Source organism: Roseovarius atlanticus (assembly GCF_019802205.1).
Lineage (GTDB): Bacteria > Pseudomonadota > Alphaproteobacteria > Rhodobacterales > Rhodobacteraceae > Roseovarius > Roseovarius atlanticus_A.
The window spans coordinates 883681-909282 of sequence record NZ_JAHVHQ010000002.1 but is presented as its reverse complement, the minus strand read 5'-3'; the positions used below and the strand labels follow the sequence as shown (position 1 = coordinate 909282).

Below are 25602 nucleotides of genomic sequence, written 5' to 3'. Positions count from 1 at the left end.
AGCGTCGTATTTTTTTATTTTGGGGAGCTGCCGGCGGCACTGCCGGGAGATAACAAAAAACCCGCACTGTCGGTGAAGACATGCGGGCGACCTTGCCATCTTTGCGCGACGAAATTACTCCGTCCGCTCACTTGCCAATGGCCTCTGATATGAGGGGATCGGCACGCGTATGTTGGGTTAGCTAACCACGCTTCAAAAGCTTTGGCAAGTCACCTTCAGAACTAATAATGGTCTGAGCCACTTCTTCCATCGACAATTGCTGCGCCATGGCCATCTTGCGGATGTCTTCATGGGCTGCTGCTTCCGTCATGCCGTTTCTGGCCATGAGAATGAGTTTTGCGCGGCTTACCTGCTTGTCGCCCAAGGCCTTTCGTTTGAACTTGCGCAGGTCACGTTGCATGTTCTGCTGTGTCTGCCACGAGTTTCGCGCGATCGCCAAATTCGTCAAAAGACCGAACGGTTTGATCGGACGTTCAATGACAGCCATCGCGCCGCTTTCGAGCACCATCTGCAATGCGGTCGGGTTCTCGTAACTGACAATGGCAAGGATCGTGGGGCCAGTCTTTCCAAGCGATGACACGAACCTTTTGATTTCGTCGCGCGCATCGTCCTCAATGGCGAGAAAGACAACATCCGCCGCTTCCGAAGGTCTGTGCGGGATCGGCCATTCCATGGTGGCCGTACAGCCAATGCGGCGCAGGTGATCCAGGAGGAACTCACCTTCCTCGTTCAGCGGGTGCAGAACCTGGACTTCGAGATTGCGAAGGTCGTTAAGGCTGGCAAATGGCATGACTCTTCACCCGCTCTTGATCTTCGGATCAGCGAGCGCTGGATCCATGCCGTGACGTGTCATGAAGGGATCCGGCGCGACCCATTCATCCGGCTCGAATACGATCTCGTATCTTCCGTTGTCATCCAGTTTCGCCACCCTTGGCCACAGGTAGGTATGGTTGGTTTGGGGATCGATTTTGACACGGCCTTGCGGTGCGTCAAACTCGACCTCTCCAAGGGCTTTCAGCAATTCGGTTCGACGGTCGGTCCCGGCTTTTTCGAGCGCGGCTGCATAAAGGTGGACCTGAAAATAGGCGGATTCGGCAGGAGCCGTCGCCACGACTTCGGGGCCATAGGTTTCCTTCATCTTGGCCACAAAACGCTCGGCTCCGGCGCCACCCAACGTATCGAAAAACGGAGAGGCCGTGATGTGGCCCGCGGCAACATCCGGCTGCATTTGCACGAAATCGGCCTCGCTCGTGGATTGGCTGGCAATCGGCATGGTCTTCGCATCGAAGCCGGCCGCCTTGAACGCGTTGAAGAAGGGCACGATGCCATCGCCGACAACTGTCGAGTAGATGCAATCCGGTTGCGTACGCTTGATACGCTGGATGATGCTTTCGATGTGCCTTGGCGAAATATCCAGCGGCACATAGAATTCATCGAGCACTTCGCCGCCAATTTTCAGAAAAAGCTCTGCGATGATGCGATTGGATTCGTGCGGATAGATGTAGTTCGAGCCAACAATGAAGACCCGCTTCCCATAGTTCCCGGAAAGATAATCGACCAGCTGAACCGAGTTCTGATTGGGGGCGGCTCCGGTGTAAACACAGTTCCTGGAATATTCGAAACCTTCGTAAAGCGTCGGATAAAAGAGGAGCGCGCCTCTGTCCTCGACGACCGGAAGTGTGGCCTTCCGCGTGCTCGACATGTGACAGCCGAAAATAACATTGACGCGGTCCTCGTCGCAAAGCCGCAGAGCCAGTTCGTTATAGTAGGATGGTGTCGAGCATGGATCATAGGCAATGGGCTCGATGGCCCTGCCGAGGACACCCCCCGCTTGGTTGATCTCCTCGATGGCAAGCAAGGTCGCCGCTCGCTGCGTCCGCTCTATCGCGTGGGTCACCCCGGTTTCGGAGAAAAGGACACCAACACGCCAAGGTTCTTGCTTCATCACTTCACCAAAAAATAAAGGCCCTCAGACCGCAAACGGGTCGAGAGCCTCCCTGCTCATAGGATAATCCAGCACCATGGTGCTCGACCGAGGATGTCACCTCGGTCGCAAAAATGCAAGTCTGGGTGTGATGTCCGGGTTTTCTGTCCCCTGCGAACGGTATCAAGAACGCTTAAAACGAGTTCTGCAATTCGCTAGCCTGTGAAAATGTCTTTCTCTTCTTTCATGATCCGGCTCAAGTACTGCGCGACCAATCGAATTCTCTCTATTTCCTTAAAATCCTCGTGGATGGTCATCCAATACGTCCGGGAGAGAAGATGCTGCTTCAAAATGAGCTGCAATTCATCTTCAAACCCGGCTGCGACGAACATTGGAAGAATACCAATCGATACTCCGTTCAAGATCATGTCTCTCTGCGCGATGACGCTCGTGCTGCTCAAATTGGCGGTCAGATGGACATCGCCGAAGTGGAGGTAATCCAGTTCCCGCGTGTGCAGGAGGGATCCGATATATCCGCAAAGCCGATGATCTTGCAGATCCTGGATATGTTCCGGTTCCTTGTTGTTCCGAAGGTAACGGCTGCTTGCGTAAAAGCCGAGCTTGTAGTCCACGAGTTTTCTGACGACCAGGCTTCCGCTGGTAGGGCGGTCAAGGGTAATAACGATGTCTGCTTCACGCGCTGCCAGGGAGTAGCGTTGAGGCAGTGCGACGAGTTCGACTTCCAGGCCCGGATGAAGGTCGAGAATGCCGCCCATTCTTGCCGCGAGATAACCGATGCCAAGCCCCTCCGGCGCGCCGATGCGCACGACGCCGCGCTCTGCGTTCAAGGACGTCTGCAGGGCCGCCATGTCCGTGATCAGATTCGCTTCCATGCGTTCTGCGGTCTGCTGGAGGCGTTGACCGGCCGCGTTGATCCTCAGGCGCCTGCCAGCCCGTTCGAACAGCTTGACCCCAAGGCGTGTTTCCAGGTTTGTCAGCCGCCTTGAAAGCGTCGTGTGATCCATCCCCAAACGCTTTGCCGCTCCGACGAGCGACCCGGCCCGGGCGATGCCCAGAAACAGCCTTATATCCTCCCAATCCGGTTCCTGCATGCAAATTCACCCAAGCCAAGTGCATTTTTGCATGTTTTAACATGAGCATTTCTTTCGTAACAAGTTGTCACTATGGCGAATAAACTGAATAAAAATAACAACATTCGTGATGAGATAGACAGCCAGAGCTTCGATTACATTGTCGTCGGAGCGGGTACGGCAGGATGTATACTTGCCAACCAACTGTCTCAGAATCCGAAGAACAAGGTCCTCCTGATCGAGGCCGGTGGCCCGGATAACTGGATATGGTTTCACATTCCTGTCGGCTATCTCTTTGCGATCGGAAACCCGCGCTCGGACTGGATGTTCAAGACGGTCGCCGAGAAAGGGCTGAACGGACGGTCGCTCGCCTATCCGCGCGGCAAAGTGATCGGTGGTTCATCCGCTATCAACGCGATGATTGCAATGCGAGGGCAAGCGCAGGACTATGATTCATGGCGTCAGGAAGGCCTTGTCGGTTGGGGCTGGGATGACCTGCTGCCGGTATTCAAGGACCTGGAAGATCACTTCCTGGGTGAGACGGAACATCACGGTGTCGGTGGCGGATGGCGTGTCGAACCTCCGCGCATCTCCTGGAAGATACTTGATGTGATCGCCGATGCCGCCGAAGGCATGGGTATCGAGAAGATAGCCGATTTCAACACCGGCGATAATGAAGGCACCTGCTATTTTCATGTCAATCAGCAGCAAGGGCGGCGCTGGTCGTCAGCCCGTGGCTTCCTGAAGCCCGTATTGGATCGACCGAACCTTACGCTCGTGACAGGTGGACTTGCGGACAGACTGAACTTTGAAGGGAAACGGGTCACGGGGATCACATTCGAAAAGAACGGTCAGAAGATCACGGCAAAAGCGAGCGGAGAAGTCGTTCTTTCATCCGGATCGGTTGGGTCCATTCAGCTGCTGCAAAGATCAGGCATAGGTCCGTCCGAATGGCTGAAATCCGCAGGCATAGATGTGTTTCATGCCCTGGAGGGCGTCGGTCGGAATCTGCAGGATCACCTTCAACAGCGCGCCATCTACAAGGTCGCCAATACGAAGACCTTGAACGAGACCTATCACAACCTTGTAAAAAGGGCATGGATGGGGGTCGAATACGCGCTGTTCAGAAGAGGGCCTTTGACAATGGCACCTTCTCAGCTTGGCATATTCACAAGGTCGTCCGAAGACTATGACAGGGCCAATATCGAGTTTCACGTCCAGCCGTTGTCATTGGACAAGTTCGGAGATCCTCTTCACAGATTTCCCGCGGTCACCGTGAGCGCCTGCAACCTGCGCCCGACGTCGCGGGGTTCCATACGCATCCTGGATGATGACATTCGATCTCATCCGGAAATCGCTCCCAACTATCTGGCAACCGCCGAGGATCAACAGGTCGCCTGTGACGCGATACGCGTCACACGCCGATTGATGCAGCAACAGGCTCTGAAACCGTTCCAGCCGCAAGAGCATCTGCCCGGCAATCAAGTGGGTGACGACCACGACGCCCTGGTGAAAGCGGCAGGTGACATAGGAACGACAATCTTTCACCCCGTCGGAACCGCGAAAATGGGTCGCGGAACCGACCCGGTCGCGGTCGTTGATGAACGGCTTCGGGTACATGGCCTTGACGGTCTTCGCGTGATTGATGCGTCCGTCATGCCAACCATTACGTCCGGCAACACGAACACGCCGACAGCGATGATTGCGATGAAAGGAAGCAAAATGATCCTCGAGGACAGTCGCTGACGGCCTGGCCACCAAACGCGAACGCTTTCGCAAGAGGCAAGCACGCCTCGTTCGGCCAGCAGATCCCCGACATCGCGCAGACGGCGCAAGAGATGACGGAACGGGGAAAGCGAACGCCCGTCAGCCGAGGATTTCGGCGCTCTGCACGGCGTCCTTGACAAAATTCTGAGTTGGACCTTAACATAACTCACAAGCGGCCATGGCCTCAACGTTGAGACCGCCGCGTGCACATGGACAAATAACCGCCCTGCGCGGTCTGGCAAAGAAGCCCCTGCATTGACCCGGATCGGGTCGGCGGGGCTTTTTGCGTTTGAGGGATTGATGCGACCTTTGAAGATCAGAATTGGGCTTCTGTTTTCGGAAAGCGGTTCCTATTCGGCCGTAAGCCGGGCGATGTCCGCGGGCGCGCGGCTTGCCATCGCAGAGATCAACAACCGGCATGCGGATGAGATCCAGCTTGAACAGGTGCCTTTCGATCCGAAAGGAAATCTGCGCGGCTACGTCGAAGGGGCGCAATACCTCCTGGGTGAGCTTGGCCTGAAGCACGTGGTCGGCTGCTACACGTCCTCCAGCCGCAAGGAAGTCCTGCCGTATTTCGAGAAGCATGATGCGATGCTGTGGTATCCGTCCCACTACGAGGGGTTCGAGACGGCGGAGAACGTTGTTTACACGGGGGCTGCACCGAACCAGCATATTCTGCCCCTGGCACGGCATCTGCTGAGAGAAGATCGCCGGCGCGGCTGGCTTGTAGGCTCGAACTACATCTGGGCGTGGGAGAACAACCGGATCCTGCGCGAGGCGTTGACCAATACGCAGGGCGAAGTTGTCGGAGAGCGCTATTTTCCCGTGGGCGAGACAGACCTGTCGGATGTCGTGAAGCAGATCGTCGCGGACGTTCCCGATTTCGTATTCACCACCTTGATCGGTTCTTCCCTGGTTTCTTTCATTCGCGAGCTTCGGGCCGAGGCGGAGGCCGCCGGGATTGACCAGACCAGGAAATTTCCGGTTTGCAGCTGCAGCCTGTCCGAAGCCGAATTGCCATTCCTGGGGAACGCTAGCGACGGGCACCTTTCCTCGTCAGTTTATTTTTCGAGCATTTTGACCTCGGAAAACAAGCGTTTCACATCGGCCTGGGATGCGAAGTTCGGTCAATTCGGTCGTGCCTCGGCCGATGCAGAGGCAACCTACCTTGGTGTTCACCTGCTGGCCGAGGCCGCGATGCGGGCCGGATCCGACGCGTTCGAGCCGGTGCGCGAGGCCGTGCGCGGTGCGCGTTTTTCCGGTCCGCAAGGCGACATCCGCGTTGATGAAGACAACCTGCACTGCTGGATGCGGCCGCGGATCGGCCGGTCGCGCCCGGACGGGACGTTCGATGTACTGTTCGAGAACCCGGTTTCCATCCGCCCTGACCCTTACCTTACCTGGACGTCGGAAGGCGGCGAAGATCAGAACACTGATCTGAAGGTGGTCACATGAAGAAGATTTTGCGGAACTTCCGGGGGATGCGCGCTCTTGTCCTGCAAGGTGACGTGACGGGTCGCGACAAGCTTTTGCAAACGCTGAGAAAGCTGGGCCTCGACGCCGAGGCTGTCGCGCCCGAAACGGCAAGCCGCGAACTGATCGATTCCGCGGACCTGATCTTTGTCGATGCCGACGAAGGCATTGATCCGATCTTCGACGACGCAAGCCTGCCCGATGTCCCGATCATCGCGATTATTGGCAACGAAGCGCCAAGCCGTCTCTCCCGTGTCGTCAAGGTCCGAGCGGCAAGCCACATCCAGAAGCCTGTACGCAGCTCCGGAGTGTTTACCGCGGTCTTGTTGGGCATCAACGAGTTCGCGCAGCGCCAGCGGATGGCGCAAGAGGCGGATGTTCTCCGCCGACGTCTTGCGGGACGGCGCGTTGTGGTCAAGGCCGTGATCGCCCTGATGCGGCGTTGGGGAATCGACGAGACGGTTGCCTACGAAAGACTTCGATCCGTCGCGATGCGCGAACGGATATCGGTCGAAGATGTCGCAGCGCGCGTGCTGGAAACGCCAAACGACGACCCAACCACCGAACGCCGTGTGGGATCGCGGGAATGAAACCGCGGCAGCAATCGGTGTCACTCAATTTCAACAGTGGAGAAGACCAATGAGAAAAAAGACATGCAAACTTTCGCTTGCGGCACTTGCTGCCAGCACAATTCTCGCCGGGACGGCTCAGGCTCAGGAAGGGCCCATCAAGATCGGCGTCCTGGAGGACCAATCCGGCGATTTCGCGGCAGCGACCATGGTGAAGGTGCACGCCATCGAACTGGCGGCCAAAGAGATCAATGACGCGGGTGGTATCGACGGCCGTCCGGTAGAACTGGTGACCTACGATACCCAGTCCGACAACCGTCGGTATCAGGAATTCATGCGCCGGGTTCTGCAATCCGACCAGGTCGATGTCGTCTTTGCCGGGTTCTCTTCGGCGTCCCGTGAAGCCTACCGGCCGATCGTGAACCAGTTCGACGGGCTGGCCTTTTACAACAACCAGTACGAGGGTGGTGTGTGCGATGCCAACATGATCGTGACAGGTGCCGTACCGGAACAGCAGTTTTCCACCTTGATCCCCTGGATGATGGAAGAATACGGGCCTAACGTCTACACGATCGCGGCGGACTACAATTTCGGCCAGATCTCCGCTGAATGGGTGCGCCAGATTGTTGAAGAGCAGGGCGGCACCATGGTGGGCGAGGAATTCATCCCGCTGGGGGTCTCCCAATTCTCGCAGACAATCCAGAACATTCAGACGTCCGAGGCGGATTTCGTGGTGACCCTGCTGGTCGGTGCAGCGCAGGCTTCCTATTACGAGCAGGCCGCATCGTCGAATGTCGGGCTGCCGATGGCCTCTTCTGTCAATGTCGGCCAAGGCTACGAGCACAAGCGCTTCACGCCCCCGAGCCTCAAGGACATGTATGTCACCACGAACTATATTGAGGAAATCGACACTCCCGAGAGCAAGGCGTTTGTCGAGAAGTTCCGCGCGATGTTCCCGGACGAGCCCTATATCAACCAGGAAGCGGCGAATTCCTATATCGCGATGAACCTCTACAAGCAGCTCGTGGAGCGTGCGGGCACGACGGACCATGACGCGATCCGTGGGGTCATCGCCGAAGGAGACGTCTGTTACGACGGTCCGTCGGGCGAGGTCTGTCTCGATCCCAAGAGCCAGCACATGTCCCACTCGATCTACCTTGCCCATGTAGGAGAAGATCACTCGATCGACTTCCCGAAGGTATGGGAAAACATCGAACCCTACTGGCTGGGCGAGGCAGAGTGTGACCTGACGCAAAACGATCCGAGTGCGCAATACACACCGTCGAACCCGCCGCCGGCCAACTGAGGCAGGCGTTCGATCCGGCCCGTCCGCTTGCCGTCGGCGGGCCGGTTTATTTCTGACAGAACCGCGAGAGGCCTGACATGCTGTTCGAGACAGTATTCGCAATCATATACCAATTCGGAGATGCTTTCGCGTTCCTGGTAATCGCTTGCGCTGGACTTGCCGTGATCTTTGGCATGATGGGCGTGATCAACCTGGCACATGGAGAGTTCATCATGTGCGGGGCTTACGTGACCGCGGCGAGCGCGAGGGCCGGTCTGCCCTTGCCGCTTGCCATTGTTTGCGGCGCGGTCGTGGCCGGGCTGGTTGGTATGGTCGTCGAGCGGTTGATCGTCCGGCATCTCTATCACCGACCGTTGGATTCGATCATCGCCACATGGGGATTGAGCCTGATCGCAACGCAGGGTGTGCTGATCATACTCGGCTCGACCATGCCCGGCGTGGGAACGCCGCTTGGTCCGATCGAGGTTGGCGAGCGTTCGTATTCGCTCTACCGGCTGGTCTTGATGGGAACGGCGGTCGCGCTGTTGGCCGGTCTTTACGTCCTGTTCTACCGCACCCGTTTCGGCGTGATTGCCCGGGCGACGATCCAGAAGCCGGAGATGGCACGTGCGCTGGGCGTCGATACCGGGCGGATCTATGGCCTGACGTTCGGGCTGGGCGCCGCGCTTGCCGGCCTCGCCGGCGGTCTCTATGCGCCGACCATGACGATGGTCCCGACCATGGGGGTCACATTCATGGTGGAAAGCTTCGTCACAGTTGTCGTGGGCGGGGCAGACATATTCGTGGGTGCCGCCCCGGCCGCCGCCGTACTGGCCGCGATCCGTGCCGCATTGACCGCCTGGTACGGGCAACTGTTCGGCCAGATCGGCCTGCTGATAGCCGTTATTATCGTTATCCGGATTCTGCCTGGCGGGCTTTCCGGCTGGATCAAGGGAAGAACGCGATGAACGCAACAGATACTGCTGCGCGAGCGGACAGCACCCCGCGCCGCTCCATATTGCGGCGGGGCATTGGCCACCTCGAGGGACCTCAGACCATTGGCGGTGGACCAGCGTTCTGGGCCGTCATGGTGATCGCCATTGCGGTTGCAGCGCTCTACCCGCAATTTGCTGATGCCTGGACCGTTGGGAACGCAGCCTATTTCATGATCTGGACCTTCATGGCCATGGGGCTCAGCGTCATCTGGGGCTATGCCGGTGCGCTCAGCTTCGGCCAGACGGCGTTCTTCGGACTGGCCGGATACGCGTACGGTGTGCTGACCATCAATATCGGCAGTGCCTATGGTTTCACAATCGTCGCGCTCCTTTTGGCTGTCGCTCTTGCCGGGCTGTTCGCGCTGATCATCGGTTACTTCATGTTCTACGGGCGGATCAGCGGTGTGTTCGTGGGCATCGTCACGCTTTCGGTCACGCTGGTGCTTGAGACCTTCATGGCACAGACGGCCGGCCCGCAATGGCATATCGGCGCGGCACGGTTGAATGGATTCAACGGGATGTCGGGGATGCCCCCGCTGACAATTCCCTGGCCAGGGGGAGCGCTGTCGCTCTTTCCCGGCCCAGCTCTCTACTACGTGCTGCTGGCGCTGGTGGTCGTCTGTTATCTCGGGTTGCGGATCCTGCTGAACTCCCGTTTCGGGAACGTGCTGGTGGCCATTCGGGAAAATCCGCATCGAGCTGAAATGCTGGGATACGACATCCGGGTCTATCAAATGCTGGCTTTCGGTCTGGGCGGCGCGCTGGCCGGCTTGTCGGGCGCGCTCTACACGGCATGGGGACAGTATATCACCCCGTCGAGCATGGGTCTGACATCGGCCGCCCTTCCAATCATCTGGGTGGCCGTCGGAGGACGTCGGGATATTACCGCCACTCTTCTCGGCACCCTGTTGGTTCTCAGCGCATTCCAGGCCCTGACCATCTACGGAAGCCAGTACGCGTTGGTCGCGATGGGCGCGCTCTTGCTTGTCACCGTGCTTGTCGCGCCGCAGGGGCTGGTCGTTCTTGCCATGAAGGGCATTGCACGGCTGACGGGAGGGAACCGCTCATGACATCTCTTCTCGAAGTGGCGGGCCTTCGAAAGGCCTTCGGCGGGGTGACCGTTGCCAACGGCATAGATTTTGCCCTGCCAGCCGGTGCGATGCATTGCCTGATCGGACCGAACGGCGCGGGGAAATCATCCTTCTTCCGCCTGCTCCTTGGCGAACACGCCCCGGACGCCGGTTCGATCCGGTTCGGCGGCAAGGATATCGTCGCCTTGCGGTCATTCGAGCGCATCCGGCTTGGCATTTCCGTGAAGTTCCAGGTGCCGGGCATATTCAAGGACTTGTCGGTCCGGCAGAATCTCGAAGTGGCCTTCCAGTATCACCTGCACGGGCACAGCCTTGCGGACACAGTGAAGGCCATGCTCGAATTCGCCAACCTCGACGGCGAGGCCACGACGCTGGCCGGCGCGCTGTCCCATGGCCAGCAGCAATGGCTCGAGATCGCGATGGCGGTCGGGGTGGAGCCTCGCCTGCTGTTGCTGGATGAGCCGACGGCCGGGATGTCCCCGGACGAGACACGAAAGACGGGCGAGATGCTGCATGACCTGAATGCCCGGGGCATAACCATTCTCGCGGTCGAACATGATATGGCATTCGTGGAACAGATCGCGCAACGCGTGACGGTTCTGCATTTCGGCAGCATCTTCGCGGAGGGCTCGATCGCCGAGATCATAGACCACCCCGGGGTTCAGGAAATCTATCTGGGGGCATCCGATGAGTGATCAAGCACTTCTTGACGTCTCTGAACTCACGTCCGGTTACGGGAAGGAAACCGTGCTACAGGGTGTGGACCTGCGTATCGGGCCGGGCGAACTGGTGGCCGTGATCGGTCGCAATGGCGTCGGCAAAAGCACTCTGATGCGTACGCTGACGGGCCTGATGAAAGCGCGCAGCGGCTCTATCCGCCTCGGCGGCGTCGATGTCACGGGCAGCAATGCCAATGATCGCGCCCGCGCAGGCATCGGCTATATCCCGCAAGGGCGAGAGGTCTTCCCCGAACTGACAATCCGCGAGAATCTTCTTGTGGGAGAGGTTGCGGGGAAGGGCCGGGGCGCGCCGGATTACGACCGGGTGTACCGCTTCTTTCCGATCCTGAAAGAGCGTGCGCGCCAACGTGCGGGCACGCTTTCGGGGGGTCAGCAGCAACAGCTGGCGATTGCCCGGGCGATGATCGCAGACCCGCGCCTGATGCTGCTGGACGAGCCGTCCGAAGGGATCCAGCCGTCGATCATCAAGGATATCGCGCGCAATGTCCGCACCCTCAATGCGGAAACCGGCGTTGCCGTGCTTCTGGTGGAACAGAACCTCGACCTGATCGTGTCGCTGGCAGATCGCGGATACGTCATGGAAAAGGGCAGGATTACTGCCACGCTTGGGCCGGATGAAATCCGCGACCGCGATCAGGTTCGGCGGCACCTGACCATTTGATCTGCGAACCGATCTTGAAGAAAAACAGGAGATAAACATGAGCTGGCACGAAAATTCCATCATGACGAGACAAGGCGTCGCCAAAGGCAAAGGCGGGACGTCCCACACGATCACCATAGAGGACCAAGGGCGCTTTCATTACGTTTATGGCCCCTATGCCGACCCGGTTCTCGAAATAGAGCCCGGAGACATGGTTTCGGTCGAAACGCATGACGCGTTCGAGGGCGCCATCAAGGACGTCGTTCCGAACCCGTCCGAGCATCTCAACTTTCCGTTCCTGAACCCACAAACCGGGCCGATCTACGTAAAAGGCGCGGAAAAGGGCGATGCTCTGGCCGTTCGTATCGTGTCGATCAAGCCGCGCGGGCCGCAGCCGGTTGGTACGACCTGCCTGCTGACGGAATTCGGCGGTCTCGTCGGTACGGGCGACACCGCGCTTCTGAACCCGCCGCTTCCCGAAAAGGTGCGCAAGGTGCCTGTGGATGAGGATGGCGTCTATTGGTCGGACACGCTTACGCTTCCGTACGAGCCTTTTATCGGCACCATCGGCACCGCGCCGGAGATAGAGGCAATCTCCTCGCTGCAACCGGATTATTACGGCGGCAACATGGATTTGCCCGACGTGGCGCCCGGCTCCATCATCTATCTCCCGGTGCAGACCGAAGGGGGTTTCCTCTACCTCGGTGACTGTCACGCGATCCAGGGTGATGGCGAGCTTTGCGGTGTGGCGCTGGAGATCCCGGCAACCGTCGAGCTTCAGGTCGACCTGATCAAGGGGCATGGCAACGCATGGCCCCAACTGGAGACCGAGGATCGCATGATGTTTATCGGTTCAGCCCGGCCGCTCGAGGATGCGGCACGTATCGCATACCGTGAACTCGTCCGGTGGGTCGCAGCGGAAACCGGCCAGTCCGAGGCTGACGCGTACATGCTGCTGACGATGTGTGGGAAGGTACGATTGGGCAACATGGTCGATCCGAAATACTCGATCGGTGCCGCAATCGAGAAGAAGTATCTCAAGTAACGATGATGTCACGTTAACGTCCTGGCGCCTGTCCGACACCGTGCGGACCGACGGCACCACCGTCGACCGCATCTGCAAGCGCTACAATCCGGAGCGGTTCGATTTTGCGATAAATCGAACCGCGTCAGACCTCGAAATGCGTTATCGCGGTGAACGTTTCGCCAGGATGCGCTGCAAGGTCCGGCGATGCATGTTCAGCCGCCGCGCGGTCTCGCTGACATTGCGGTCGCACAGTTCATAGACCCGCTGGATATGCTCCCACCGCACGCGGTCGGCGCTCATCGGGTTGTCGGGCGGCGGCGGCATCTCGTCATCCTTGGCCAGAAGGGCGTTGGTGATGTCCGTCGCGTCAGCGGGTTTCGACAGGTAATCCGTCGCTCCGATCTTCACCGCCGCAACGGCGGTGGCAATCGCGCCATAGCCCGTCAGCACAACGACCCGGCTGTCGGGCCGCTTTTCGCGGATGGTTTCCACCACGTCCAGGCCATTGCCATCCTCCAGCCGCAAATCGCACACCGCATAGGCCGGCGGCCGCGCCGTGGCGATGGCCTGTCCCGCGGCCACCGAGCCCGCCATTTCCACCTCGAACCCCCGCTTTTCCATCGCCTTGGCAAGGCGCCGCAGAAAGGGTTCGTCGTCATCGACAAGCAGCAAGGTCCTGTCGGCTCCGATCTCGGTCTGTCCGGCTGTCATGCAAGTCTCCTCCCGCTCGCGCCTTAAGGTGTAGCGCCGCCCCCATGATGCGTCAAACTATCGCAGGGTCAACTGGCATCTAAGTAGCACTGGACACGGTCGGCCATCTGCTCGGCGGTGTCATCCCGCCGGAAAAACTCGACAAAACCGTGTTCGGGCAGGGTGAGATAGGTGAAGGTCGAGTGATCCACGAGGTAATAGTCGGGATCGTCGCTGTCCTGCTTGGCCGAGAAGGCGCGATAGGCGGTGGTCGCCGCCTTCACCTGTTCCTCGCTGCCGGTCAGGCCCAGAAGGTCGGGGTGGAAGGCATCGGTGAACTCGCGCATCACCTCGGGCGTGTCGCGCTCGGGATCGACGGTGATGAACACCGGCTTCACGTCCTTGCCGCGTTCCTTCAGGATATCGACGGCGGCCACGTTGCGCGCATTGTCGATGGGGCAGACATCGGGGCAGAAGGTATAGCCGAAGTAGATCAACGACGGCTTGTCGATCACCTCTTCCTCGGTCACCGTCTCGCCGGTTTCGCTGACCAGGGTGAACGGCCCGCCGATGGCACCGGCGCCGCCGGCCACCGCACCGCCCCGGCATTGCGCGAACTGATCGTCCCCGTTTCCGCCCCGCTGGGTGACGAAATAGGTCACGCCCAGCAGCACGATCACGGCCACACCTGCCAGAATTGCGTAAACTCGTGTCATGACGCCTGCCCTCACGCTAGGAATATCCACTTGCCTGTGGCACATCTAAAGTCACCCTTCGCCGAAGGAAAGAGAGACAAGATCACGCATGGCACACACCCACGCGCCGCCACAGGATTTCGGCTCGGGCCGACAGTCGATCCCCCTGCGCACGCTGATTATGCTGCGCTGGTGGGCGGTGACCGGCCAGCTGTCGGCACTTCTGGTGGCACAATACGTGCTTGGGCTCAGCCTCGCCTTCGGCATGTGCTATTTCTTTGTCGGCCTGTCGATCATCTCGAATGTCACGGCGTATTTCATCTTTCCGGAAAACAAGCGCCTCAGCCAGCGCCAGACGCTGCTGGTTGTCCTGTTCGACATGCTGCAACTCGGCGTGCTGCTGTACCTGACGGGGGGTCTGAACAACCCGTTCTCGATCCTGATCGTGGGCCCGGTGACGGTGTCGGCCTCGGCGCTGACCGCAGGATCGACGATCTTTCTTGGCGGGATGGCGATCCTGATCACATCGGCGCTGACGCGGTTCTACATGCCGCTCACCACCCAAGGCGGGCAGTTGCTTTTCATTCCCGACCTGTTCCTCTTTGGCAACTGGGTCGCGATCCTGATCGCGGTGGTGTTCCTCGGGGTCTATTCCCGCCGGATCGTCTCGGAAATGTACGCCATGTCGGAGGCGTTGCAGGCCACGCAGATGGCGCTGGCCCGCGAACAGAAACTGACGGACCTGGGCGGGGTGGTGGCCGCCGCGGCGCACGAGCTGGGCACGCCCCTGGCGACGATCAAGCTGACCAGCGCGGAACTGGCCGAGGAGCTGGACGACCACCCGGAGCTGCGCGACGATGCCCTGCTGATCCGGGAACAGGCCGACCGCTGCCGCGATATCCTGCGGTCCATGGGGCGGGCGGGCAAGGACGACCTGCACCTGCGCCGCGCGCCCCTGTCGGCCCTGCTGGAAGAAGCCGCCGAACCGCATCTCAACCGCGGCAAGGACATCCGGTTCGAGATCGTCGCCGACATCGCCCACGAGGGCGCGCAACCCACCGTTCTGCGCCGCCCCGAGGTCATCCACGGGCTGCGCAACCTTATCCAGAACGCGGTCGATTTCAGCCGGAACAGGGTCTGGATCGACAGCGAATGGACCGACCGGACCATCACCGTCCGGATCATGGATGACGGGCGCGGCTATCCGCAGCATTTCCTGGGACGGATCGGCGAGCCGTTCATCCGCCGCCGCGCACCGCGCCCCGATCCCCAGCGTCCCGAATACGAGGGCATGGGCCTGGGCCTTTTCATCGCCAAGACCCTGCTGGAACGGTCCGGCGCCGACCTGACCTTTGCCAACGGCAGCGACGACCTGCGCAAGAAGGAGGCATATGCCGAGCGCACCGGCGCGTTCGTCGAGGTCTCCTGGCCGCGAAGCAGCCTTGAAACCGACGACCAGCGCGGGCGGCAATCGCTGGGGGACAACCAGCTGATCCAGGGCTGACATCGCGCCCGTTAACGGCCCATTAACCTTGAAAGGGCAATGTGGCCGCGTCTCTGGACCAGGACGCCTTGCATGGATGGCTTTTCGCCTCTCTTTCTTGCCGCCACGCTCATGGCCTCGGCCGCCGTTTCGCTGATCGTGCTGTGGGCGCTTGGCCGATCCTGGTCGTCGTATCCCCCCGGTTCGAGGGGCACGACATCCGGCTCCGGGCACCGCGCGACCTTCGTGTTCCAGGACGACATCCTCGTCGACCAGGATACCCCGGCCGAAACGATGCCGGGCGTCGCCTCCGGCGATATCGGCACATGGCCCAGCCTGCGCAGCTGGCTGGGCTCCCGGTTCGGGCCGCTGCCCCGATCGCTCGACGATCTCGACGATGGCGAGTTGCGCGATCTGCCCGCGACCGATGCCGATGACATGGCAACGCTGTCGTTGTCGCGTCGCAACGATGGCGGCCGGGTCCAGGTGACGGACCCGGCGCGGGCCGGGCCACTGGACCGGCACCGCACCCGGCGGCTCGGCGCCACGATCACGCGCTACCAGACGGTGTTCGACAAGGCCCCCTGCGCCGTGCGCATCCTGGATCCCGCCGGCCGGATGCTCTGGCAGAACGCGGTTTTCGCCGGCTACGACCCCGCGCAGGCACAGCTTTTGATCGACACGGCAACCGCAAGGGACACAGCCACGCGCCTGCGGATGCCCGGCCCGGCCACGGCCGAAGACAGGGTTTGCGAGGTGGTCCATATCCGCGCCGGCGACGTTCGGGCCGTGTTCGCCACCGACGTCACGCAGGTCGCCAATGCCGAGGCGCTGCGCCGCGAGTTCATCCAGACCCTGACCAAGATCTTCGCCAACCTCACCACCGGGCTTGCGGTGTTCGACCGGCACCGCAACCTGGCGCTGTTCAATCCCGCGCTTTTGGAGCTGACCGGACTGCCCGCGCCGATCCTGTCGTCGCAGCCCTCGCTGATCCAGTTCTTCGACAGCCTGCGCGACAACCGCGTTCTGCCGGAACCGAAGAACTACGCCTCCTGGCGCAACCAGATCGAGACCATGATCAGCAGCGCCGCCGGCGGGCTCTATCTCGAGGACTGGAACCTGCCGAACGGCATGACCTACCGGGTCACCGGGCGCCCGCACCCGGACGGGGCCATCGCGTTCCTGTTCGAGGATATCACCGACAACGTCTCGCTCGCCCGCCACTTCCGCAGCCAGATTTCCCTGTGCGAGGCCGTGCTCGATGCCACCGACGAGGCCAAGATCGTCTTCGGGCCGGACAATATCGTGTCATTGTGCAACCGGCCCTGCCGGCAGTTGCTGGGCATTGATCCCGATGCCTCCTTCGCCGACATGACCCTGCGCGAGGTGGTGACCGTCTGCCGCAGAGCCCTGCCGCGCGACGGGGTCTGGGGCCGGGTGGAGCAGGCGGTTCTGAACCGCGCCGCGCTGGAAGAGACGCTGCCGCAACCGGACGGCAGCACGCTGATATGCCGGGTCGGCCATCTGCCGGGAAATTCTGCGATCATCACGCTTCTGGCACAGCACGGCACGTTGCGATCGCACGCGAAAGCACAGGCCTGACGCCGCCTTTGTGTTGCAGGCGGCACGCTGCGGTGTAGTGTCGGGCCATGCCCGCGCGAACGCTGCAAATCACCCTGGCCGATCCCGAGGCCACCGCCACGCTCGCCCGACGGGTCGGTGCGGTCCTGCGCGTTGGCGACGTGCTGCTTCTCAACGGGCCGGTCGGGGCGGGAAAGACCCATTTTGCGCGCAGCCTGATCCAGTCGCTGCTGCCCGTCCCCGAGGATGTGCCCTCGCCCACCTTCACCCTGGTCCAGACCTACGCGACCCCCGGTTTCGAGATCTGGCACACCGATCTCTACCGTCTCACCAACCCCGACGAGGTGATCGAACTGGGCCTTTTCGAGGCCTTCGAGACCGCGGTGGCGCTGGTGGAATGGCCCGACCGCCTTGGCGATCTGGCCCCGGCCAATGCCCTGTCGCTGACCTTCATGCCGCAGGCCGATCCCGATCGGCGGGTGCTTGACTTCGCATGGTCCGATCCGCGATGGGATGACAGGATAGGGGAGTTGTCGAATGACTGATCGCAACGCGCAGATCGAGGCCTTTGTCGAAAACGCCGGCTGGGGCGACGCGGTGGTGTCTCACCTTGCCGGGGACGCCTCGAACCGGCGCTACCTGCGCCTGATCCGGCCCTCCAATGCCCAGCGCGCCGTGCTGATGGACGCGCCACCTGAAAAGGGCGAGGATGTCCGCCCGTTCGTGAAAATCGCCTCCTACCTGACGTCCGTGGGCCTCAGTGCGCCGCGCATCCTGCACCGCGACGACGACGCCGGGTTCCTGCTGCTCGAAGACCTCGGCGATGCGCTGTTCGCCAGCATCGTCCCGCGCAACCCGGACCTAGAGGACAGGCTCTATTCCACCGCAATCGACGTTCTGGTGCATCTTCATGCCCAGCCGGCGCCCGACGGGCTGGCCCCCTATGATCCGGCCACCGCCACCTCGCTTTCGGCGCTGGTGTTCGACTGGTACGTGCCCGGCGCGACGGACACGACCGATAGCGCGGAACGGCCCGGGTTCGAGGCCTGTTTGCAGGACCTTCTGGCCGAACATGCCGCCGACTGCGATGTCCTCATCCAGCGCGACTATCACGCGCAGAACCTTCTGTGGCTGCCCGATCGCAAAGGGGTTGCCCGTGTCGGGCTGCTGGATTTCCAGGACGCGATGCTGGGCCACCGGGCCTATGACCTGGTCTCGCTTCTGCAGGATGCGCGCCGCGATGTTCCGCCCGCGCTGGAGGCCCGCATGCGCGACCGATACGCCCTTCAGACCGCCCGGGACCCACAGGCCTTCGCCACCGCCTATGCCGTGCTCGGCGCCCAGCGCAACCTGCGGATTCTGGGCGTCTTCGCGCGGCTGTGCATCCGCGACGGCAAGGCGCATTACGTCGATCTGATCCCCCGCGTCTGGGGCCTGCTGCAACGCGATCTCGCGCTTCCGGCCCTCGCACCGCTCAAGGCGCTGCTGGACCGCGCACTGCCCCCGCCCGACGCCGCCCTCTTGGAAAAGCTGAAATCGAAATGCGCGACACCCCAGATGCAGTGATGCTCTTTGCCGCCGGGTTCGGCACGCGGATGGGCCCGCTGACGGCGACCCGGCCAAAGCCGCTGATCGAGGTGGCGGGCAAGCCGTTGATCGACCACGCGATCGACCTTGTCGCGGCGCAGGGGCCACGGCGCGTGGTGGTCAACACGCATTACCTGTCGGCCCAGGTTGCCGCGCACCTGGCGGGGCGCGACATCACGATATCCGAGGAACAGCCCGAGATCCTGGAAACCGGCGGTGGCCTGCGCAAGGCGCTGCCGATCCTGGGCGACAGTCCTGTCTTCACCATGAACACGGATGCCGTCTGGTCCGGCCCCAACCCGCTGGCACAGCTTGCCGCGGCGTGGGATCCGGGCCAGATGGACGCGCTCCTGCTCTGCGTGCCGCCGGAAAACGCCATCGGCCACGCCGGCGCGGGCGATTTCGTCATCGGCCCCGATGGCCGCGCCGCCCGGGGTGCCGGGGCCATCTATTCCGGCGTTCAGATCCTGAAAACCGACGGGCTGGCCGACATTCCGGATCGCGCCTTTTCGCTCAACATCCTGTGGAACCGTATGCTCGAAGAAGGCCGCCTGCACGCCGTGAACTATGCGGGCCGATGGTGCGACGTGGGCACGCCCGAGGGGATCGCCCTCGCCGAAGCCATGCTGCGAGGCAACGATGTTTGAACCGCAGGACACGCCGCGCGTCTTCGGCGTCCCGCTCGGCGCCGATTTTCCCGGGGCGCTGGTGGATGGGCTGTGCCACGCCTATTCCGGCCAGCCGCCCGAGGCGCTGGCCCGCGTCCATCTCATCGTCAACACCCGCCGCATGGGCCGCCGCATCCGCGCGCTGTTCGACGCGGGGCCGGCGCGCCTGCTGCCCCGGATCAGCCTGGTCACCGATTTCGGCGAAACGCTGGGCCTGGCCCATATCCCCGACCCCATTCCGCCCCTTCGGCGGCGGCTGGAACTGACCAAGGTGGTTGCGGCGCTGCTTGACCAGGAGCCCGATCTCGCCCCCCGCGCGGCGCTCTACGACCTGTCCGACAGCCTGGCCACGCTGATGGACGAAATGCATGGCGAGGGGGTTACGCCGGACGACATCACGCGCATCGACACTGGCGACCAGTCGGGCCACTGGGAGCGCATCAAGACCTTCCTGGGCATAATCAGTCCCTATTTCGAGACCGACGAAGATGCGCCCGACGTGGAAACGCGCCAGAGGCGTGTCATCGAAACCTATGCCCGGATGTGGCAAACCCGGCCGCCCGATCACCCCATCATTCTTGCCGGCTCGACCGGCTCGCGCGGGGCCACGCGCCTGTTGATGAAGACGGTGGCGACATTGCCGCAGGGCGCGGTGGTCCTGCCCGGCTTCGACGCCGATCAGCCAGAGCACGTCTGGACCCGGTTGCAGGAAACACCCGACCGCAGCGAAGACCATCCGCAGTACCGCTTTGCCCAGCTTCTGGCGGACCTGGACAGCCCACCATCCATCATCCGGCACTGGCCGGGGTCAGAGCCTGTCTCGCCCCAACGCAACCGCGTGGTCTCTCTCGCGTTGCGTCCCGCGCCGGTGACGGACGAATGGCTGTCGCACGGCCCCGCGCTTGCCGCCGACATCGCCCCGGCAACCGACGGCATGACCCTGCTGGAGGCGCCCTCGGCCCGGATCGAGGCGCTTTGCATCGCCATGCGCCTGCGCGAGGCGGTCGAAGATGGCCAGACCGCCGCCCTGATCACACCCGACCGGACGCTCACGCGCCGCGTCGCCTCGGCGCTCGATCGCTGGGGCATCACGCCCGACGACAGCGCGGGCATGCCGCTGCACCATTCCGCGCCCGGCCGCTTTCTGCGCCACGTGGCCGAATGCCTGAACGCACCGCTCGACGCCGCGCAACTGCTGACGCTGCTGAAACACCCGTTGACACACGGCGCGGGACAGCGCGGCCCGCATCTGCGCCTCACGCGAGAGCTGGAGCTTTACCTGCGCCGCAATGGCCCGCCCGTTCCGACCCTGCAAACGCTCGACGCCTGGGCCGACAAGATCGACGATCCCTATCTCGCCACGTGGCTGGCCTGGCTGCGCGCCAACTTCTTCGATAAGGCCATGCCCGAAAGCCTCGCCTTGGGGGCGCGTGTCGAGGCGCATATGACCCTCGCCGAGGCCATTTCGCGCGGGCCGGAGCCGGACGCACCCCTGCGCCTCTGGGACGAGGATGCCGGGCGAGAAGCGTGGAAATGCGTCTCTGAACTGGCCGAAAACGCCGAGTACGGGCAGGCGATGCGCGCCATCGACTATATCAACCTGTTTCACGCGGTGCTGTCGCGCGGCACCGTGCGGCAGCAGCTGGAAACGGACCCCCGCGTGCTGATCTGGGGCACGCTCGAGGCGCGCGTGCAGGGCGCCGACCTTCTGATCCTCGCCGGGCTGAACGAAGGCACCTGGCCCGAGACGCCGCCGCGCGACCCCTGGCTGAACCGCGCCATGCGGCACGAGGCCGGGCTCCTGCTGCCCGAGCGGCGCATCGGCCTGGCGGCGCATGATTTCCAGCAGGCCGTGACCGCCACCAGGGAGGTGTGGATCACCCGCGCCATCCGGTCCGACGACGCACAGACGGTGCCCTCGCGCTGGCTCAATCGTCTGACCAATCTCCTGAAGGGCCTGCCGGCCGAAGGCGGCCAGGCCGCGCTGGAGGCCATGCGGGCCCGCGGCCTGACCGCCATCGCGCGCGCCGAGGCGTTCGAAGCCGTCGATCCCGCCCCGTCGGCCCCCCGTCCCGCGCCGATCCCGCCGGTCGAGGCGCGCCCCAGGGAGCTGTCCGTCACCCGGATCGAAAAGCTGATCCGGGATCCCTACGCGATCTATGCCGACAAGATCCTGCGCCTGCGCCCCCTTGACCCGCTGATGCGCGCGCCCGATGCCCGCCTGCGCGGCGAGGTTCTGCATGACGTGCTGGAGCATGTCATCAAGGCCACGATGGATGATCCAGCGAGGCTGACACCCGCCTTTCTGACCGATCGAACAGTCTCTGTTCTGGCGGAAACCGTGCCCTGGGGCGAGGCGCGTGCGCTCTGGCTTGCGCGCATGGCCCGCATCGCCGCATGGTTCGTCGACACCGAGACGCAGCGCCGCGCCCTGGCGCGGCCCACCGCGTTCGAGCAACAGGCCTCGGCGCGGCTCGACCCGCTGGATTTCACGCTGACGGCCAAGGCCGACCGGATCGACATGGACGCGGGCGGTCGGCTGCACATCTACGATTACAAGACCGGCGCGCCGCCCTCGGCCAAGTCGCAAAAGGCGTTCGAAAAGCAGCTTCTGCTGGAGGCCGCCCTGGCCGAACGCGCCGGGTTCGGCGAGCTGGCGCCCGGCCCGGTGGAACGCGCCGTGTTCATCGGGCTGACCGGCGACCCCAAGGAAGTGCCGGCGCCCCTCGAAGACGCCCCGCCCGATCGGGTCTGGGCGGAGTTGAAGGACCTCGTCAGCCGTTACATGGATGCGAACCAAGGCTACCTGTCGCGCCGCGCGATGAAAACGCGGGACATGCAGGGCGACTATGACCAGCTTGCCCGCTTCGGCGAGTGGGACATCACCGATACGGCGAACCCCGAAAGGGTGGGCAGATGGTAGACGACGCCACCCAGCGCCAGATCGACGCCGCGCGGCCCGGGCGCTCGACCTGGCTGTCGGCCAATGCCGGATCGGGCAAGACCAAGGTGCTGACCGACCGGGTCGCGCGGCTGCTTTTGGCTGGAACAGACCCGCAAAACATCCTGTGCCTGACCTACACCAAGGCCGCCGCATCCGAGATGCAGAACCGCCTGTTCGACCGGCTGGGCGAGTGGGCGATGTTGCCGGACGCCAGGCTGGAAGCGCAGTTGACGGGCCTCGGCATCGACGGAGCGATCACGCCCGAGCGCCTGCGCGAGGCGCGCCGCCTGTTCGCCGTCGCCATCGAGACGCCCGGCGGGCTCAAGATCCAGACCATCCACTCGTTCTGTTCGGCCCTTTTGCGCCGCTTTCCGCTCGAGGCCGGCGTCAGCCCGCAATTCACCGAGATGGAGGACCGCGCTGCCGCCCTGCTGCGGGCCGAGGTGGTCGAGACAATCGCCAACGGGCCCGACGCGCAGGTGCTTTACGATGTGGCCGAACAATATACCGGCGAGGATTTCGAGAGCCTGACGCGGGAAATCGTCGGCAAGCGGGATCTGCTGTCACGGCCTGTCGACGATGCACGGCTTTCCGCCCTGTTCGGGCTGAGACCGGATGACACCGCGCAGACGCTCGTCGCGTCCGTCTTTCCGGGCGGCGAGGCCGACCTGATGGCCACCCTGCTTCCCTTGCTGACCGCGGGCAGCAAGACGGAGGCCACCGCAGCGGTCAAGCTGACCATGGCCGAGATCCCGTCGCTCCAGGCGCTGCCGATCCTCGAGGATGTCTTCCTCACCGGCAGCAGTGCAAAATCACCGTTTTCCGCCAAGATAGGCTCTTTTCCGACCAAGGCCTTGCGCGAAAGCAACCCCGATCTGACAGAAAAACTCAACGCCTTCATGGCCCGCGTCGAGGCGGCGCGCGAGACCCGCCTCGCCCTCGACGCCCGGGCCATGACGCGTGTCCTGCATCGCTTCGCCGCGGTTTTCCTGCCCGCCTATGCCGCCGCCAAGGAAGCGCGCGGGATGCTGGATTTCGACGACCTCATCCTGCGCAGCCGCGACCTGCTGGACGATCCCAAGGTCGCGGACTGGGTGCTTTTCAAGCTCGACGGCGGCATCGACCACATCCTCGTCGACGAGGCGCAGGACACCAGCCCGGTGCAATGGACCCTGATCGAGCGCCTGTCGCAGGAATTCACCAGCGGCACCGGCGCCCGCGCCGACCGGGAGCGGACGATCTTCGTCGTCGGCGACAAGAAACAGTCGATCTATTCCTTCCAGGGCGCCGATCCCGAAGGGTTCGACCGCATGAAGGAGGATTTCCGCGCCAAGCTGGACGTCACCGACGCGCCCCTGCAGGACATGGAGATGGAGTTTTCCTTCCGCTCGGCGCAGACCATCCTGTCCCTGGTCGATGAAACCTTTCGCGGGCTGGAGGCCAGCGGCTTTACCCAGCGCGAGCCCCACAAGGCGTTCCACGCCGGCATGCCGGGCCGCGTCGATCTGTGGCCGCCGGTCGAAAAGGAAGAGGCCGAAGACCCGCCCGAGTGGTACGACCCCGTCGACATCATGACGCCCGGCGATCCGGCAACGCGCCTGGCCGCGCAGACGGCCCGGAACATAAAGGCGATGCTGGGCACGCCCCTGCCGTCCAGGGACGGTACATCGGCGCGCGCGATCACCGAGGACGACATCCTCATCCTCGTGCAGCGCCGCTCCGACCTCTTTCACGAGATCATCCGCGCCTGCAAATCCCAGGGGCTGAACGTGGCCGGGGCCGACCGCCTGCGTGTCGGCGCGGAACTCGCGGTGCGGGACATCGCCGCGCTCCTGTCCTTCCTCGCCACGCCCGAGGACAGCCTGTCGCTCGCCACCGCCCTGCGGTCGCCGCTTTTCGGCTGGAGCGAGGGGCAGGTCTTCGATCTCGCGCATTACCGCCAGCAACGCTATCTCTGGCAGGCGCTGCGCGACCGCGCGGCGGAGTTTCCCGAAACCTTCGCCATTCTCGACGATCTGCGCGACGCCGCCGACTACCTGCGCCCCTATGACATGATCGAGCGTATTCTCACGCGCCACGATGGCCGCGCGCGGCTGCTGGCGCGGCTGGGATCCGAGGCCGAGGACGGCATCGACGCGCTCTTGTCCCAGGCCATGGCCTATGAACAGAACGCGGTCGACAGCCTGACGGGCTTCCTGGTCTGGATGGAAACCGACGACCTGGAGATCAAGCGCCAGCTGGACGGCGCGGGCGACCGGATCCGCGTGATGACCGCCCATGCCGCGAAGGGGCTCGAGTCGCCCATCGTCATCCTGCCCGACAGCGCCAGGCGCGACCTGCGGGTCGAGGCCAGGCTGATCGCGGCGGGCGACACCGCGCTGTGGCGGCCCCGCAAAGACGATCTGCCCACGGCACTTCAGCCCCCGGACGCGGCCGAGCGGGACGCGCAATGGGCCGAGCGGGACCGGCTGCTTTACGTCGCCATGACCCGGGCCGAGCAATGGCTGATCGTGGCCGCCGCGGGCGATCTCGATCGCGAAGGGCGCGACTGGTACAGCAAGGTGCGCGGCGGGATGCTGCGGTCGAACGCTGTCGAGCACGTCTTCGACGCGGGGCAGGGGCTGCGCCTGCAAGGCGGAAACTGGGCCGGGTTAGAGCCTGAATCTGCCCAAAGGGCCGAGGCCGAAACCGTCACGCTTCCCGCCTTTTTCGCCGACCCCGCCAGGCCCGCGCCGGCCGCGCCCGAAACCCTTGCCCCCTCGACCGACCTTGGCGGCGACAAGGCGCTGCCGGGCGAGGCGGGGCTGGACGAGGACGCCGCCAAGCGCCGCGGCCGCCAGGTGCACCGCCTGCTGGAAGTTCTGCCGCAATTGGCCCCGGACGACTGGGCCGACAGGGCCGCCTCCGTCCTGGCCCACGGTCCCGACGCCGCGCAGGGGCAGGACCTGACCCTCCTGCTGGCCGAGGCTCAATCCGTGCTGACGCAGGAAGACCTGCACGTGCTCTTTGCGCCCGAGGCGCTGGCCGAGGTCCCGGTTTCCGCCCATATCGACGCGCTGGGTGGCCGGCGGATTCACGGCACGATCGACCGCCTGATCGTAGGCCCGGAGAAAATCCTTGCCGTCGATTTCAAGACCAACGCCGTCGTCCCCGCCACGCCGGCCGATGTGCCCTCGGGCCTCTTGCGGCAGATGGGCGCCTATGCCCATGCCCTGCAACAGATTTATCCCGGCCGCATCATCGAGACCGCGCTGCTCTGGACCCGCACCGCCACGCTCATGCCCCTGCCACACGATCTTGTGACACAGGCGCTGGCCGACACCCATATAGCTTGACGCTCCCTACGGGTGTT

Annotated in this window: 21 protein-coding genes; 16 read left to right on the top strand and 5 right to left on the bottom strand. The window is 63.0% G+C overall.

The annotated features are described in order from the left end of the window. Positions 1 to 181: 181 nt before the first annotated feature. The 3 genes from KUV49_RS04615 to KUV49_RS04605 all read right to left on the bottom strand — a co-directional run bounded on the left by KUV49_RS04615 (position 182) and on the right by KUV49_RS04605 (position 3036). On the bottom strand, positions 182 to 790 hold the full coding sequence (locus tag KUV49_RS04615) for an ANTAR domain-containing response regulator (protein WP_222451825.1): 609 nt from the start codon (positions 788 to 790) through the stop codon (positions 182 to 184). 6 nt (positions 791 to 796) lie between these two features. Continuing rightward, positions 797 to 1945 carry a transporter substrate-binding domain-containing protein gene (locus KUV49_RS04610; RefSeq protein WP_222451824.1) on the bottom strand — a complete coding sequence of 383 codons (1149 nt, stop codon included), beginning with the start codon at positions 1943 to 1945 and terminating at the stop codon, positions 797 to 799. 194 nt (positions 1946 to 2139) lie between these two features. Then, on the bottom strand, positions 2140 to 3036 hold the full coding sequence (locus tag KUV49_RS04605; protein WP_222451823.1) for a LysR family transcriptional regulator: 897 nt from the start codon (positions 3034 to 3036) through the stop codon (positions 2140 to 2142). A gap of 72 nt (positions 3037 to 3108) precedes the next feature. Here KUV49_RS04605 and KUV49_RS04600 point away from each other — a divergent pair, with 72 nt between their 5' ends. From KUV49_RS04600 to KUV49_RS04560, 9 genes are all read left to right on the top strand, one after another. Continuing rightward, a complete protein-coding gene (locus KUV49_RS04600) occupies positions 3109 to 4761 on the top strand; it encodes a GMC family oxidoreductase (RefSeq protein WP_222451822.1) in 1653 nt (550 codons plus the stop codon). Between the two features lie 276 nt (positions 4762 to 5037). Continuing rightward, positions 5038 to 6237, top strand: a complete 1200-nt coding sequence (locus KUV49_RS04595; protein WP_261391418.1) for a transporter substrate-binding domain-containing protein — start codon at positions 5038 to 5040, stop codon at positions 6235 to 6237. Next, positions 6234 to 6845, top strand: coding sequence for an ANTAR domain-containing response regulator (locus tag KUV49_RS04590; protein WP_222451821.1), 612 nt, complete (start codon positions 6234 to 6236; stop codon positions 6843 to 6845). The genes KUV49_RS04595 and KUV49_RS04590 overlap by 4 nt, the downstream gene beginning before the upstream one ends. 49 nt (positions 6846 to 6894) lie before the next feature. Beyond that, positions 6895 to 8130: an urea ABC transporter substrate-binding protein gene (locus KUV49_RS04585; protein ID WP_222451820.1), complete on the top strand. Its 1236-nt coding sequence runs from the start codon at positions 6895 to 6897 to the stop codon at positions 8128 to 8130. Between the two features lie 77 nt (positions 8131 to 8207). After that, the gene (locus KUV49_RS04580) at positions 8208 to 9077 is read left to right on the top strand and encodes an ABC transporter permease subunit (protein ID WP_222451819.1); all 870 of its coding nucleotides are present in this window, start codon (positions 8208 to 8210) and stop codon (positions 9075 to 9077) included. Beyond that, on the top strand, positions 9074 to 10174 hold the full coding sequence (locus tag KUV49_RS04575) for an ABC transporter permease subunit (RefSeq protein WP_222451818.1): 1101 nt from the start codon (positions 9074 to 9076) through the stop codon (positions 10172 to 10174). The genes KUV49_RS04580 and KUV49_RS04575 overlap by 4 nt, the downstream gene beginning before the upstream one ends. Then, positions 10171 to 10890 carry an ABC transporter ATP-binding protein gene (locus tag KUV49_RS04570; protein WP_222451817.1) on the top strand — a complete coding sequence of 240 codons (720 nt, stop codon included), beginning with the start codon at positions 10171 to 10173 and terminating at the stop codon, positions 10888 to 10890. Before KUV49_RS04575 ends, KUV49_RS04570 begins: the two co-directional genes overlap by 4 nt. Beyond that, complete coding sequence (locus KUV49_RS04565; RefSeq protein WP_222451816.1) at positions 10883 to 11596, top strand: ABC transporter ATP-binding protein; 714 nt, start codon at positions 10883 to 10885, stop codon at positions 11594 to 11596. The genes KUV49_RS04570 and KUV49_RS04565 overlap by 8 nt, the downstream gene beginning before the upstream one ends. A gap of 37 nt (positions 11597 to 11633) precedes the next feature. Beyond that, a complete protein-coding gene (locus KUV49_RS04560) occupies positions 11634 to 12620 on the top strand; it encodes an acetamidase/formamidase family protein (RefSeq protein ID WP_222451815.1) in 987 nt (328 codons plus the stop codon). Positions 12621 to 12761: 141 nt separating this feature from the next. On the opposite strand, the gene KUV49_RS04555 is transcribed toward KUV49_RS04560, so the two are convergent. Beyond that, positions 12762 to 13313: an ActR/PrrA/RegA family redox response regulator transcription factor gene (locus tag KUV49_RS04555; RefSeq protein WP_152494227.1), complete on the bottom strand. Its 552-nt coding sequence runs from the start codon at positions 13311 to 13313 to the stop codon at positions 12762 to 12764. Positions 13314 to 13381: 68 nt separating this feature from the next. Next, the gene (locus KUV49_RS04550; protein WP_222451814.1) at positions 13382 to 14008 is read right to left on the bottom strand and encodes an SCO family protein; all 627 of its coding nucleotides are present in this window, start codon (positions 14006 to 14008) and stop codon (positions 13382 to 13384) included. An 88-nt stretch (positions 14009 to 14096) separates the two neighbouring features. On the opposite strand from KUV49_RS04550, the gene regB reads away from it, so the two are divergent. From regB to addA, 7 genes are all read left to right on the top strand, one after another. Continuing rightward, on the top strand, positions 14097 to 15491 hold the full coding sequence (regB, locus tag KUV49_RS04545; RefSeq protein WP_222451813.1) for a sensor histidine kinase RegB: 1395 nt from the start codon (positions 14097 to 14099) through the stop codon (positions 15489 to 15491). A gap of 72 nt (positions 15492 to 15563) precedes the next feature. After that, positions 15564 to 17072, top strand: coding sequence for a PAS-domain containing protein (locus tag KUV49_RS04540; RefSeq protein WP_222451812.1), 1509 nt, complete (start codon positions 15564 to 15566; stop codon positions 17070 to 17072). Positions 17073 to 17119: 47 nt separating this feature from the next. Further along, positions 17120 to 17596, top strand: a complete 477-nt coding sequence (gene tsaE / locus KUV49_RS04535) for a tRNA (adenosine(37)-N6)-threonylcarbamoyltransferase complex ATPase subunit type 1 TsaE (RefSeq protein WP_222451811.1) — start codon at positions 17120 to 17122, stop codon at positions 17594 to 17596. Further along, positions 17589 to 18617, top strand: coding sequence for an aminoglycoside phosphotransferase family protein (locus KUV49_RS04530; protein ID WP_222451810.1), 1029 nt, complete (start codon positions 17589 to 17591; stop codon positions 18615 to 18617). The genes tsaE and KUV49_RS04530 overlap by 8 nt, the downstream gene beginning before the upstream one ends. Then, positions 18593 to 19285 (top strand): nucleotidyltransferase family protein, encoded by a 693-nt coding sequence (locus KUV49_RS04525; RefSeq protein ID WP_222451809.1) that lies wholly within the window; start codon positions 18593 to 18595, stop codon positions 19283 to 19285. Before KUV49_RS04530 ends, KUV49_RS04525 begins: the two co-directional genes overlap by 25 nt. Further along, on the top strand, positions 19278 to 22229 hold the full coding sequence (addB, locus tag KUV49_RS04520) for a double-strand break repair protein AddB (protein WP_222451808.1): 2952 nt from the start codon (positions 19278 to 19280) through the stop codon (positions 22227 to 22229). Before KUV49_RS04525 ends, addB begins: the two co-directional genes overlap by 8 nt. After that, a complete protein-coding gene (gene addA, locus KUV49_RS04515) occupies positions 22223 to 25585 on the top strand; it encodes a double-strand break repair helicase AddA (RefSeq protein ID WP_222451807.1) in 3363 nt (1120 codons plus the stop codon). The genes addB and addA overlap by 7 nt, the downstream gene beginning before the upstream one ends. Positions 25586 to 25602 lie beyond the last annotated feature (17 nt).

Excerpts from the sequence above, each read along its gene's own strand:
- KUV49_RS04615 (WP_222451825.1), bottom strand. The coding sequence starts at position 790 with ATGCCATTTGCCAGCCTTAACGACCTTCGCAATCTCGAAGTCCAGGTT.
- KUV49_RS04610 (WP_222451824.1), bottom strand. The coding sequence starts at position 1,945 with ATGAAGCAAGAACCTTGGCGTGTTGGTGTCCTTTTCTCCGAAACCGGG.
- KUV49_RS04605 (WP_222451823.1), bottom strand. The coding sequence starts at position 3,036 with ATGCAGGAACCGGATTGGGAGGATATAAGGCTGTTTCTGGGCATCGCC.
- KUV49_RS04600 (WP_222451822.1), top strand. The coding sequence starts at position 3,109 with ATGGCGAATAAACTGAATAAAAATAACAACATTCGTGATGAGATAGAC.
- KUV49_RS04590 (WP_222451821.1), top strand. The coding sequence starts at position 6,234 with ATGAAGAAGATTTTGCGGAACTTCCGGGGGATGCGCGCTCTTGTCCTG.
- KUV49_RS04585 (WP_222451820.1), top strand. The coding sequence starts at position 6,895 with ATGAGAAAAAAGACATGCAAACTTTCGCTTGCGGCACTTGCTGCCAGC.
- KUV49_RS04580 (WP_222451819.1), top strand. The coding sequence starts at position 8,208 with ATGCTGTTCGAGACAGTATTCGCAATCATATACCAATTCGGAGATGCT.
- KUV49_RS04575 (WP_222451818.1), top strand. The coding sequence starts at position 9,074 with ATGAACGCAACAGATACTGCTGCGCGAGCGGACAGCACCCCGCGCCGC.
- KUV49_RS04570 (WP_222451817.1), top strand. The coding sequence starts at position 10,171 with ATGACATCTCTTCTCGAAGTGGCGGGCCTTCGAAAGGCCTTCGGCGGG.
- KUV49_RS04565 (WP_222451816.1), top strand. The coding sequence starts at position 10,883 with ATGAGTGATCAAGCACTTCTTGACGTCTCTGAACTCACGTCCGGTTAC.
- KUV49_RS04560 (WP_222451815.1), top strand. The coding sequence starts at position 11,634 with ATGAGCTGGCACGAAAATTCCATCATGACGAGACAAGGCGTCGCCAAA.
- KUV49_RS04555 (WP_152494227.1), bottom strand. The coding sequence starts at position 13,313 with ATGACAGCCGGACAGACCGAGATCGGAGCCGACAGGACCTTGCTGCTT.
- KUV49_RS04550 (WP_222451814.1), bottom strand. The coding sequence starts at position 14,008 with ATGACACGAGTTTACGCAATTCTGGCAGGTGTGGCCGTGATCGTGCTG.
- regB (WP_222451813.1), top strand. The coding sequence starts at position 14,097 with ATGGCACACACCCACGCGCCGCCACAGGATTTCGGCTCGGGCCGACAG.
- KUV49_RS04540 (WP_222451812.1), top strand. The coding sequence starts at position 15,564 with ATGGATGGCTTTTCGCCTCTCTTTCTTGCCGCCACGCTCATGGCCTCG.
- tsaE (WP_222451811.1), top strand. The coding sequence starts at position 17,120 with ATGCCCGCGCGAACGCTGCAAATCACCCTGGCCGATCCCGAGGCCACC.
- KUV49_RS04530 (WP_222451810.1), top strand. The coding sequence starts at position 17,589 with ATGACTGATCGCAACGCGCAGATCGAGGCCTTTGTCGAAAACGCCGGC.
- KUV49_RS04525 (WP_222451809.1), top strand. The coding sequence starts at position 18,593 with ATGCGCGACACCCCAGATGCAGTGATGCTCTTTGCCGCCGGGTTCGGC.
- addB (WP_222451808.1), top strand. The coding sequence starts at position 19,278 with ATGTTTGAACCGCAGGACACGCCGCGCGTCTTCGGCGTCCCGCTCGGC.
- addA (WP_222451807.1), top strand. The coding sequence starts at position 22,223 with ATGGTAGACGACGCCACCCAGCGCCAGATCGACGCCGCGCGGCCCGGG.